The following is a 12,455-nucleotide window of genomic DNA, read 5'->3' as shown; positions in this document are numbered from 1 at the left end:
TTATCAATAAGAATTGAACTTTTTGTATCTTTTCTGGTTACAAAAGAGAGAAAAATCCTTATACTTACGTGCTTTATTTTTAGGTGGCGACTTAGCTTAATATAAAAAGCGGTCTTTCATCTATTAAACAATGGCTAAATAATAAGTCGTTGTTTTACCTCTTAGCAATTGCGCTGAGATTGGTATTATTAATTTTAACAGTGGATACAAAGCGTTATGAGTACAGTAAATTCTGAAAACAGCAAAAGCTCACTTGATGGGTTGAAATGGACTATTACCGTTTTATTATTAGCGGCAGTGATTGTTGGTAATTATTTATACGGTGAAGAAACACATGTTGTATTACGTGTAGCTGTACTATTAGTACTAGCTGCTTTAGCGGTTCTTTCTGCTGCATTTACTGAAAAAGGCAAAACGTTCCTTGGCTTTGCTAAGGATGCACGCCTTGAAGTACGTAAAGTTGTTTGGCCTACGCGTCAAGAAACCGTACAAACTACATTAATCATCTTAGCAGTATCAACCATTGTTGGTTTGATACTATGGGGTCTTGATGGCATTTTTGTTCGTGTCGTTTCGTTTATCACTACCTCAATTTAAGGGTTTATTATGACTGAAGAAGTTCAAAAAAAGAGATGGTATGTAGTACAAGCCTTTTCTGGTTACGAAGGCCGTGTGCAAAAAACATTATTAGAGCATATTCGTCTTAATGAGATGGAAGAGCACTTCGGACAAATCTTGGTCCCTACTGAAGAAGTAGTTGAAATGCGTGCTGGTCAAAAACGTAAGAGTGAACGTAAGTTCTTCCCTGGTTACGTTTTAGTTGAAATGGCTATGAATGACGATAGCTGGCACTTAGTGAAAAGCATCGACCGTGTTATGGGCTTTATTGGTGGTACTGCAGAACGTCCTGCGCCTATCTCTAAGAAAGAAGTTGATAACATTTTAAACCGTTTACAAGAGTCTCACGATACGCCTCGTCCGCGTACGTTGTTTGAAGCGGGTGAAGTGGTTCGTGTTACTGACGGTCCATTTGCTGACTTCTCTGGTACTGTTGAAGAAGTTGACTACGATAAGAGCCGCTTGAAAGTATCGGTTTCTATCTTTGGTCGTGCAACGCCAGTTGAACTTGAGTTCTCTCAAGTTGAAAAGAACTAATTAAGCATTTTTAAATGCGATTTTGAAAAGCCAATGAGGTCATTCTTATTGGCTTTTTTGTTTTCTGAAGTTTAATTAAATAAAACGCTTAAAAAAACGCCAAAAGATCTTGTGGAAAAGGTGTTGATGACGTTATAATTCGCCGCCCAATTTATTTGCTGTTTTAATGCATTTTAAAATAGCAGAAAGATCAGGGTTCGAGTTGGCTGCAATAAGGCAGTCACTTACGTTTTTACGGGAAGCTGATTATTTCAGCGTTATACCCAAATAAAGGTAATATATCATGGCTAAGAAAGTAACCGCATATATCAAGCTGCAAGTTTCAGCTGGTATGGCAAACCCGTCACCACCAGTTGGTCCAGCTCTAGGTCAACACGGTGTTAACATCATGGAATTCTGTAAAGCATTCAATGCAAAAACAGAAGCTCAAGAAAAAGGCGCTCCAGTTCCTGTAGTAATTACAGTATATGCTGACCGTTCTTTTACGTTCGAAACTAAGACTCCACCTGCATCTTACTTACTTAAGAAAGCTGCTGGCATCAAATCTGGTTCTGCTGTACCTAACAAAGATAAAGTAGGTAAAGTAACAGTTGCTCAACTTGAAGAAATCGCTAAAGCGAAAGAAGTTGATTTAACGGGTGCCGATCTTGAAGCGATGGTACGTTGTATTGCGGGTTCTGCTCGTTCTATGGGTCTGGAAGTAGAGGGTTAATACAATGGCTAAATTATCTAAACGCATGACAGCTATCCGTGCAGAAGTTGACGGAACTAAAGAATACGAAATCAATGAAGCAGTAGCACTTTTACAAAAGTTCGCTACAGCTAAATTCAGCGAAAGCATTGATGTTGCAGTTAACCTAGGTGTTGATCCTCGTCGTAGTGATCAAAACGTACGTGGCGCAACTGTATTACCACACGGTACTGGACGTGAAGTTCGTGTTGCTGTATTCACACAAGGCGCTAACGCAGAAGCTGCTAAAGCTGCTGGTGCGGATATCGTTGGTATGGACGATCTTGCTGCTCAAGTTAAAGCTGGCGAAATGGATTTTGACGTAGTAATTGCATCACCAGACGCTATGCGTGTTGTTGGTCAATTAGGTCAAATCTTAGGTCCACGTGGCCTAATGCCTAACCCGAAAGTTGGTACAGTTACACCTAACGTTGCAGAAGCAGTTAAAAATGCTAAAGCTGGTCAGGTTCGTTACCGTAACGACAAGAATGGTATTATCCATTCTACAATCGGTAAAGCGACATTTACTGGTGAACAAATTAAAGAAAACCTAGAAGCATTGATTATTGCTCTTAAAAAAGCAAAACCATCAGGCGCTAAAGGTCAATTCATCAAGAAAGTTTCTCTATCTACAACTATGGGTGCTGGCGTTAAAGTTGACCAAGCAACTCTAGTAACTGTAGTAGCGTAATTTTTTTATAGTCACTAGGTGATTAATCATTTAGTGACTATACAAGGCCGCGTATTGCTTGTATAATATGCGACCTTACTTTGGAGGGCCTTAGGTCCCTTCTTAGACCGCAGGTGTTAATTCTTTGAATTCACTTAATTTCCTGCGTAGATGGTACCGGACCCCAGAAAGATTATTCTACTGGATCCGAAACCAAAATAGTGCCTCACCATCAGGTGGGGGTGTTTATCTAGGGTAAAACCTAGTGGAATCCAGGAGTAAAACCAAATGGCATTAAGACTCGAAGACAAACAAGCTATTGTTGCTGAAGTCAACGAAGCTGCTAAAGGCGCTCTGTCTGCTGTAACTGCCGATTCACGCGGTGTAACAGTAGGTGCAATGACTGAACTTCGTGCAGCAGCACGTGCAAACGGTGTATTTTTACGAGTTATTCGTAACACACTAGCACGTCGTGCAGTTGAAGGTACTGACTTTGCATGTCTGGCAGATACGTTTACCGGTCCTACTATCCTTGCATTTTCAAACGAACATCCGGGTGCAGCAGCACGTCTTTTAAAAGACTTCGCTAAAGCAAACGAAAAGTTTGAAGTTAAAGGATTAGCATTTGAGGGTGAATTCATTGAAGCCGCTCAAATCGACCGTCTAGCGACATTACCAACATACGACGAAGCAATTGCGAAACTGATGGCTACTATGAAAGAAGCTGCAGCTGGCAAACTTGTACGTACTCTGGCTGCATTACGCGACCAGAAAGAAGAATCTGCAGCGTAATAGCTGTAATACCATTTTATAATCTATATATAGGAATTGACTCATGTCTATTACTAAAGACCAAATCATTGATGCTGTTGCAGAACTATCTGTAATGGAAGTTGTTGAACTAATCGAAGCAATGGAAGAAAAATTCGGTGTATCTGCTGCTGCTGTTGCTGCAGGTCCTGCTGCTGCTGGCGAAGCTGCTGCTGAGCAAACTGAATTCAACCTAGTACTTACTGCATTCGGTGAGAACAAAGTTAAAGCAATCAAAGCTGTACGTGGCATCACAGGTCTAGGCCTGAAAGAAGCTAAAGAAGCTGTTGAATCTTGCCCAGCTGTATTGAAAGAAGGCATCGCTAAAGAAGAAGCTGAAGCATTCAAGAAAGAGCTAGAAGAAATCGGTGCTACTGCTGAACTTAAATAAGTTAGACTACCTAACTTATTAGCCATGAAAATGGCATTGGCTGGTGATTATTTAATCACCGGCCTTTTTGCGCTATAGGATACCGTGATTTATCATTATTTTTTACGGTCATCGGACGCTTAAGGTGATGTTATAGAACGCATCATTAACACCAAAATAATGTGCCGCCGTTGTCTAATATTAAAGATCCAAACCAAGCCAGACAACTATGACCAATTTTATCAGCGAGCAAAGGAACCACATGGGTTACTCTTATACTGAGAAAAAACGTATTCGTAAGGATTTTGGGAAACGTCCACAAGTTATGGAAAAACCATACTTGTTGGAAATTCAACTAGATTCATTCAAACGATTCATTGAAGTCGATCTAACTGGAGAAGTGGGCCTAGAAGCTGCTTTTAACAGCATCTTCCCTATCGCTAGTTACTCAGGTACGTCGGAACTACAATATGTTAGTTACCGTTTAGGCGATCCCGTATTTGATGTAAAAGAATGTCAAATCCGCGGAGTAACATACTCTGCTTCTTTACGTGTAAAATTACGTCTTGTTATTTATGACCGCGATGCACCAGCAGGTACGGTTAAAGATATCCGTGAACAAGAAGTTTACATGGGCGAAATGCCACTCATGACAGAAAATGGTACCTTTGTGATCAATGGTACAGAGCGTGTTATTGTTTCACAATTACACCGTTCTCCTGGCGTTTTCTTTGACCATGATAAAGGTAAAACACACAGTTCGGGTAAAGTGTTATATAACGCACGTGTTATCCCTTACCGTGGTTCTTGGTTGGATTTTGAATTTGACCCGAAAGATAACTTATTTGTTCGTATTGACCGTCGTCGTAAATTACCTGCAACGATCATGTTACGTGCACTTGAGTATACAACAGAACAAATCCTAGACATCTTCTTTGATACAACTGAGTTTGTAATTAAAGATGGTGTGATCACTATGGCTCTTATTGCAGACCGTTTACGTGGTGAACAGTTTACATTTGACATCGTGAGCAATGGTACAACTTATGTTGAAGGTGGCAAGCGTATTACTGCTCGTCATATTCGTCAGCTTGAAAAAGACGGCGTTAAACACATCGAAGTACCGTTTGAACACCTAGAAGGCAAAGTATCTGCTAAAGATTACATCAGCAGCGAAACTGGCGAAATCATCGTTAATGCAAATGATGTATTCACGCTTGAGCTATTAGCTGAGCTTGCACAATCAGGTATCAAAACTTTCGAAGCTATCTACACTAATGAACTAGATTGTGGTGCTTTCATCTCTGACACATTACGTGTTGATTCTTCAACTAACCGTTTAGAAGCGTTAGTAGAAATCTACCGTATGATGCGTCCTGGTGAGCCACCAACAAAAGATGCTGCTGAAGGTCTATTCCAAAACTTATTCTTTGCTGAAGAACGTTATGACTTATCTAAAGTAGGTCGTATGAAGTTCAACCGTCGTGTTGGTATCGATGGCGATGAAGGTCCTGGTATTTTATCTAACGAAGATATCTTAAGTGTGATGAAAACACTGATTGATATCCGTAACGGTAATGGTGAAGTAGATGATATCGATCATCTTGGTAACCGTCGTATCCGTTGTGTTGGTGAAATGGCTGAAAACCAATTCCGTGTTGGTTTAGTACGTGTAGAACGTGCTGTTAAAGAGCGTCTATCTCTAGGCGACCTTGATGCAACTATGCCGCAAGATCTGATCAATGCAAAACCTATTTCTGCTGCTGTTAAAGAGTTCTTTGGTTCTTCACAACTGTCTCAGTTCATGGACCAAAATAACCCGTTATCAGAAGTAACACATAAGCGTCGTATCTCTGCATTAGGTCCTGGTGGTCTAACACGTGAACGTGCTGGCTTCGAAGTACGTGACGTTCACGCAACTCACTACGGTCGTTTATGTCCAATCGAAACGCCAGAGGGACCAAACATCGGTCTTATCAACTCGTTAGCAACGTTCTCACGTACTAACAGTTACGGTTTCTTAGAAACACCTTACCGTAAAGTTGTTGATGGTAAACCTTCTGATAAAGTTGAATACTTATCAGCTATCGAAGAGGGTACTTTCGTTATCGCACAGGCATCTGCTAACGTTAATGAAAATGGCTTACTAGATGAAGAGATGATTCCGTGTCGTCATAAAGGTGAAACTACCTTTATGGGACCAAATGACATCGATTATATGGATGTGTCACCACAACAGATCATCTCTGTTGCTGCGTCACTTATCCCGTTCTTAGAACACGATGATGCTAACCGTGCCTTAATGGGTGCGAACATGCAACGTCAAGCTGTACCAACACTACGTGCTGATAAGCCATTAGTAGGTACAGGTATCGAACGTCGTCTTGCTATCGACTCTGGTGTTACTATCATCGCTAAGCGCGGTGGTGTAATCGATTACGTTGATGCATCTCGTATCGTTGTTAAAGTTGCTGATGATGAGTTACTAGCTGGTGAAGCGGGTATCGATATCTACAACTTAACTAAATACACTCGTTCGAATCAGAATACTTGTATTAACCAAAAACCTACGTGTAAACCTGGCGAGCCAATTGTTCGCGGTGACGTATTAGCCGATGGTCCATCGACTGATATGGGTGATTTAGCACTTGGCCAAAACATGAAGATTGCCTTCATGCCTTGGAACGGTTACAACTTTGAGGATTCAATCCTTATTTCTGAGCGTGTATCTCAAGAAGATCGTTTCACTACGATTCATATCCAAGAGTTCTCATGTATTGCACGTGAAACTAAATTGGGTACAGAAGAGATCACTGCGGATATCCCTAACGTTGGTGAATCTGCACTAAGCAAACTAGATGAGTCTGGTATTGTTTATGTAGGTGCTGAAGTTAAACCAGGTGATATCTTAGTAGGTAAAGTAACACCTAAAGGTGAAACACAACTTACACCAGAAGAAAAACTATTACGTGCAATCTTCGGTGAGAAAGCGTCTGACGTTAAAGATAGCTCTCTACGTGTATCTAACTCTACATACGCAACAGTAATCGACGTTCAAGTCTTTACTCGTGATGGTGTTGAGAAAGATAAACGTGCATTAGAAATCGAAGAAATGCAATTACGTGCTGCGAAGAAAGATTTAACTGAGAAGTTCAAGATCTTAGAAAACGCAATCCACGAAAAAGCATTGAAAGTACTAGTGTCTGCTGGACAAGAAGAAGCGCGTCTACTACAAATGCCTAAGGCACAGTGGTTCGACATCGTTCTTTCTGATAACGAAAAGCAAACGCACTTAGACCAAATCAATGCACAATACGATGAAGTTAAAGCAGACTACGATAAAGAGTTTGATCTTAAACGTCGTAAAATTACACAAGGTGACGATTTAGCACCTGGTGTACAAAAAATTGTTAAGGTTTACCTTGCGGTACGTCGTCGCCTACAACCAGGTGATAAAATGGCTGGTCGTCACGGTAACAAAGGTGTTATCTCAAATATCGTTCCTGTTGAAGATATGCCTCACGATGAGTTTGGTGTTCCAGTTGATATCGTACTTAACCCACTGGGTGTACCATCACGAATGAACATCGGTCAGATCTTAGAAACTCACTTAGGCTTAGCGGCTAAAGGTGTTGGTGAAAAACTACAACGTATGATCAAAGATCAACGTGAAGTTGAGATCGGTAAAGTACGTGAATACGTACAAAAACTATACTCATTTGGCGATGCACCTTGTCACGTAGACTTAAATGACTTCGATGATGACGCAGTATTACGTCTTGCTAAAAACCTATACAAAGGTTTACCAGTAGCAACACCTGCATTTGATGGCGCTCACGAAAGTGAAATCCGTGAACTATTACGTTTAGCTGATTTACCAGAATCTGGTCAATTACAACTAACTGATGGTCGTACGGGTATCCCATTCGAACGTCCAGTAACCGTTGGTTACATGTACATGTTAAAACTTAACCACTTGGTTGATGATAAAATGCATGCACGTTCAACAGGTTCTTACAGCTTGGTTACTCAGCAACCACTTGGTGGTAAAGCTCAGTTCGGTGGCCAGCGTTTCGGTGAGATGGAAGTATGGGCACTTGAAGCTTACGGTGCTGCTTACACTCTTCAAGAGATGCTAACGGTTAAATCGGATGATGTGAATGGTCGTACTAAGATGTATAAAAACATCGTTGACGGTGACCATAGAATGGAACCAGGCATGCCTGAGTCATTCAACGTATTGTTGAAAGAGATCCGTTCATTAAGCATCAACATCGAGTTAGATGAAGAAAACGGCTAAGCAATAGCTGTCGGCTGAAGTACATATGTGGTGCCTTGTTTGTTGAGGCACCTAGTTTTAACTCCTAATGGGAGAGTAGCGTGAAAGACTTACTCAAGTTTTTAAAGCAACAAAATAAAACCAAAGAATTCGATGGTATTAAAATCGGTTTAGCATCACCTGAAATGATCCGTTCGTGGTCTTTTGGTGAAGTTAAAAAGCCTGAAACAATTAACTACCGTACATTTAAACCTGAACGTGAAGGTTTATTCTGTGCACGTATCTTTGGTCCTATCAAAGATTACGAATGTTTATGTGGTAAATACAAACGCCTTAAACATCGTGGTGTTATTTGTGAAAAATGTGGTGTTGAGGTTACTCAAGCTAAAGTTCGTCGTGACCGTATGGGACACATCGAATTAGCATCACCTGTTGCACACATTTGGTTCCTTAAATCACTTCCGTCTCGTATCGGCTTAATGCTAGATATGACGTTACGTGATATCGAACGTATCCTTTACTTTGAATCATTCGTGGTTGTTGAACCTGGTATGACTGATCTTGAGCGTGGCCAAATCCTGCTTGAAGAAGAGTACCTAGATAACCTAGAGCAATGGGGCGATGAGTTTGATGCAATGATGGGCGCTGAAGCCGTATTTGCACTACTTAAAGATCTTGACCTTGAGCATGAAATCAAAGGTATGCGTGAAGAGTTAGAATCGACTAATTCTGAAACACGTCGTAAGAAACTGACTAAACGTCTGAAATTGGTTGAATCTTTCCACCAATCTTCAAACAAACCAGAGTGGATGATCTTAACAGTACTGCCTGTACTTCCACCTGATTTACGTCCTCTAGTACCACTAGATGGCGGGCGTTTCGCTACATCTGATCTAAATGACTTATACCGTCGTGTTATTAACCGTAATAACCGTCTGAAACGTCTATTAGAACTAGCTGCACCAGATATCATCGTACGTAACGAAAAACGTATGTTACAAGAGTCTGTTGATGCGTTATTAGATAATGGTCGTCGTGGCCGAGCTATCACTGGCTCTAACAAACGTCCTCTAAAATCGCTTGCAGATATGATCAAAGGTAAGCAAGGTCGTTTCCGTCAAAACTTACTAGGTAAACGTGTAGATTACTCTGGCCGTTCTGTAATTACAGTGGGTCCATCACTACGTTTACACCAATGTGGTCTTCCGAAGAAGATGGCATTAGAGCTATTCAAACCATTCGTATACGGTAAGTTAGAAGCATTAGGTCTTGCTACTACTATTAAAGCAGCTAAGAAACTAGTTGACCGTGAAGGTGGTGAAGTTTGGGACATCTTAGAAGGTGTTATCCGTGAACATCCAGTGCTACTTAACCGTGCACCAACACTTCACAGACTAGGTATCCAAGCGTTTGAACCTGTATTAATCGAAGGTAAAGCGATTCAATTACATCCATTAGTATGTGCGGCATACAACGCCGACTTCGATGGTGACCAAATGGCGGTACACGTACCGTTAACAATTGAAGCGCAGCTTGAAGCTCGTACCTTGATGATGTCTACGAATAACATCCTATCACCTGCAAATGGTGAGCCGATTATCGTACCTTCTCAAGACGTTGTATTAGGTTTGTACTACATGACTCGTACGCGCATTAATGCACGTGGTGAAGGCATGTATTTCCAAAATGCAAAAGAAGCTGAAAAAGCGTACCGTGCTGGTGTTGTAGACTTACAAGCAATTGTTAAAGTTCGTATGACGCAAGTACACATTGCTGAAGACAAAACGCGTACATCAACTACTGCTTTAGTTGAAACAACGATTGGTCGTGCCATCTTATCGTTAATCATGCCTGAAGGTTTACCGTTTGAGCATGTTGATTTGAACATGGGCAAAAAAGCAATCTCTAATGTATTGAATGCTTGTTACCGTCTACTAGGTATTAAAGATACGGTTATCTTTGCTGACCAATTAATGTACACAGGTTTTGAGTACGCAACGCTATCGGGTGCCTCTGTTGGTATTAACGATATGGTTATTCCAGAGGCTAAGAAAACATTAGTTGACGAAGCTGAAGCGGAAGTACTAGAAATCCAAGAGCAATTCCAAGCCGGTCTTGTTACTGCGGGTGAGCGTTACAATAAAGTTATCGATATCTGGGCAAGTGCGAATGAGCAAGTGGCTAAAGCGATGATGGAAAACCTTTCTAAAGACACTGTCTTAACAGCGAAAGGTGAAGAAGTTCAGCAAGATTCGTTTAACAGCGTTTACATGATGGCCGACTCGGGCGCACGTGGTAGTGCCGCTCAGATTCGTCAGCTAGCGGGTATGCGTGGTCTGATGGCTAAACCGGATGGTTCAATCATCGAAACACCTATCGTAGCTAACTTCCGTGAAGGTCTAAACGTACTTCAGTACTTTATCTCGACGCATGGTGCACGTAAAGGTCTAGCCGATACCGCACTTAAAACAGCAAACTCGGGTTACCTAACTCGTCGTCTTGTTGATATTGCTCAAGATTTAGTTATCACAGAAGAAGATTGTGGTAGTGAAGAAGGTCTATTAGTAACACCGTTAATTCAAGGTGGTGACGTTGTTGAACCACTTCGTGAACGTGTACTAGGTCGTGTTGTTGCTCGTGACATCATCAAACCAGGTACAGATAACGAAGTATTAATCGCACGTAACGTATTACTAGACGAAAAATACTGTGACTTAATCGAAGAAGCCTCTGTTGACCAAGTATGGGTTCGCTCAGTTATTACTTGTCACACTGACTTCGGTGCTTGTGCACAATGTTACGGCCGTGACTTGGCGCGTGGACACATGGTTGGTCAAGGTGAAGCTGTTGGTGTTATGGCTGCACAATCAATCGGTGAACCGGGTACACAGTTAACGATGCGTACGTTCCACATCGGTGGTGCTGCATCTCGAGCGGCATCTGAAAACAGTATTCAAGTTAAGAACTCTGGTAAAGTTAAATTACATAACGCTAAGTTTGTAACTAACTCTGATAACAAAGTAGTTATCACATCTCGTTCTACTGAATTAACAGTAATCGATGAACTAGGTCGTACGAAAGAAAACCATCGTCTACCTTACGGTGCTGTACTTGAAAAAGCAGATGGCGAAGCTATCACAGCTGGCGAAATCATCGCTAACTGGGACCCGCATACGCATCCAATCATCACTGAGGTGGAAGGTACGATAGAGTTCCTAGACTTCATTGAAGGCGTAACCATTGACAAACAAACAGATGAACTAACTGGTCTATCTAGTATTGTTGTTATTGACCCTGCACAACGTCCAAGTGCTGGTAAAGAAATGCGTCCAATGACTAAACTAGTTGATGCTAAAGGTAATGATTTATTCATTCCTGGTACTGATGTTGCTGCGCAATACGCATTACCTGCAAAAGCTATCGTTAGTCTAGAAGATGGTGCTAAAGTACGAGTTGGTGACGCGGTTGCACGTATCCCACAAGAAAGCTCGAAAACTCGTGATATCACGGGTGGTCTACCTCGCGTAGCCGACTTATTCGAAGCACGTACGCCTAAAGATGCTGCTATCTTAGCGGAAGTATCTGGTACATTATCATTTGGTAAAGAAACCAAAGGTAAGCGTCGTTTAGTGATTACTAAACCTGACGGTGATGTATACGAAGAGATGATCCCTAAATGGCGTCACCTAAACATCTTCGAAGGTGAGAAGATTGAAAAAGGTGAGGTTATTTCTGATGGTCCTGAGTCTCCTCATGACATTCTTCGTCTACGTGGTATTAGCCCAGTGGCTAACTACATCACTAACGAAGTACAAGAAGTATACCGTTTACAAGGTGTAAAAATTAATGATAAGCACATCGAAGTTATCGTTAACCAAATGCTACGTAAATGTATCATCACTGATGCCGGCGACACTGCATTCTTAGTGGGTGAGCAAGCTGAAGTTGCACGCGTTATCATTGAAAACCGTAAACTTGAAGCTGAAGGTAAAATCGTTGCTAAGTTTGAATACCAGTTACTAGGTATTACTAAAGCATCACTAGCTACTGAATCATTTATTTCAGCTGCATCTTTCCAAGAAACAACACGTGTTCTTACGGAAGCTGCTGTTGCAGGTAAATGTGACCAATTACATGGCTTGAAAGAGAATGTAATCGTAGGTCGCTTGATTCCAGCTGGTACTGGTTTTGCACATCACCGTACTCGTGCTGCAGAGAAAGCGAAAGAGCTTGAGCCTGTAGTAGAAGAGCCAATCATCGATGTTGAAGCTGCTGAGCAAAACTTAGCAGATTTACTAAACGCCGTTGATTTTGGTGAGTAATACAACAATATAACTATATTGTTTAAAAAAGGTGCTTCGGCACCTTTTTTTATGCCTGTAATTTGAGGTGCGGATTAAGTGGAAACAATTAATACCAATCATAGTAAGTAACTGATCTA

General features: G+C 41.3%; 8 protein-coding genes. All 8 read left to right on the top strand.

Going from position 1 to position 12,455, the window contains the following annotated elements:
• Positions 1-216 precede the first annotated feature (216 nt).
• The 8 genes from secE (at position 217) to rpoC (ending at position 12,336) form a co-directional block, all read left to right on the top strand.
• Complete coding sequence (gene secE, locus DS885_RS05395; protein WP_113818380.1) at positions 217-597, top strand: preprotein translocase subunit SecE; 381 nt, start codon at positions 217-219, stop codon at positions 595-597.
• A 9-nt stretch (positions 598-606) separates the two neighbouring features.
• Positions 607-1,155, top strand: a complete 549-nt coding sequence (gene nusG, locus DS885_RS05390; protein WP_113818379.1) for a transcription termination/antitermination protein NusG — start codon at positions 607-609, stop codon at positions 1,153-1,155.
• Positions 1,156-1,438: 283 nt separating this feature from the next.
• Entirely contained in the window at positions 1,439-1,867 is a 429-nt protein-coding gene (gene rplK, locus DS885_RS05385; protein ID WP_113818378.1) for a 50S ribosomal protein L11, read from the top strand.
• A gap of 4 nt (positions 1,868-1,871) precedes the next feature.
• Positions 1,872-2,576 carry a 50S ribosomal protein L1 gene (rplA, locus tag DS885_RS05380; RefSeq protein ID WP_113818377.1) on the top strand — a complete coding sequence of 235 codons (705 nt, stop codon included), beginning with the start codon at positions 1,872-1,874 and terminating at the stop codon, positions 2,574-2,576.
• Between the two features lie 267 nt (positions 2,577-2,843).
• On the top strand, positions 2,844-3,347 hold the full coding sequence (rplJ, locus tag DS885_RS05375) for a 50S ribosomal protein L10 (protein WP_113818376.1): 504 nt from the start codon (positions 2,844-2,846) through the stop codon (positions 3,345-3,347).
• Positions 3,348-3,390: 43 nt separating this feature from the next.
• Positions 3,391-3,756, top strand: a complete 366-nt coding sequence (rplL, locus tag DS885_RS05370; protein WP_113818375.1) for a 50S ribosomal protein L7/L12 — start codon at positions 3,391-3,393, stop codon at positions 3,754-3,756.
• A 241-nt stretch (positions 3,757-3,997) separates the two neighbouring features.
• The gene (gene rpoB / locus DS885_RS05365) at positions 3,998-8,035 is read left to right on the top strand and encodes a DNA-directed RNA polymerase subunit beta (protein WP_113818374.1); all 4,038 of its coding nucleotides are present in this window, start codon (positions 3,998-4,000) and stop codon (positions 8,033-8,035) included.
• Positions 8,036-8,115: 80 nt separating this feature from the next.
• Positions 8,116-12,336 carry a DNA-directed RNA polymerase subunit beta' gene (gene rpoC, locus DS885_RS05360; protein WP_113818373.1) on the top strand — a complete coding sequence of 1,407 codons (4,221 nt, stop codon included), beginning with the start codon at positions 8,116-8,118 and terminating at the stop codon, positions 12,334-12,336.
• Positions 12,337-12,455 lie beyond the last annotated feature (119 nt).

This window comes from Psychromonas sp. B3M02, assembly GCF_003318165.1.
In the GTDB taxonomy this organism is placed as follows: Bacteria; Pseudomonadota; Gammaproteobacteria; order Enterobacterales; family Psychromonadaceae; genus Psychromonas.
The sequence above is the reverse complement of the archived record's forward strand: the minus strand, read 5'-3'. Positions and strand labels throughout refer to the sequence as shown.

What these genes read in the sequence shown, in the direction of transcription:
- secE (WP_113818380.1), top strand. Translation starts at nt 217, where the DNA reads ATGAGTACAGTAAATTCTGAAAACAGCAAAAGCTCACTTGATGGGTTG.
- nusG (WP_113818379.1), top strand. Translation starts at nt 607, where the DNA reads ATGACTGAAGAAGTTCAAAAAAAGAGATGGTATGTAGTACAAGCCTTT.
- rplK (WP_113818378.1), top strand. Translation starts at nt 1,439, where the DNA reads ATGGCTAAGAAAGTAACCGCATATATCAAGCTGCAAGTTTCAGCTGGT.
- rplA (WP_113818377.1), top strand. Translation starts at nt 1,872, where the DNA reads ATGGCTAAATTATCTAAACGCATGACAGCTATCCGTGCAGAAGTTGAC.
- rplJ (WP_113818376.1), top strand. Translation starts at nt 2,844, where the DNA reads ATGGCATTAAGACTCGAAGACAAACAAGCTATTGTTGCTGAAGTCAAC.
- rplL (WP_113818375.1), top strand. Translation starts at nt 3,391, where the DNA reads ATGTCTATTACTAAAGACCAAATCATTGATGCTGTTGCAGAACTATCT.
- rpoB (WP_113818374.1), top strand. Translation starts at nt 3,998, where the DNA reads ATGGGTTACTCTTATACTGAGAAAAAACGTATTCGTAAGGATTTTGGG.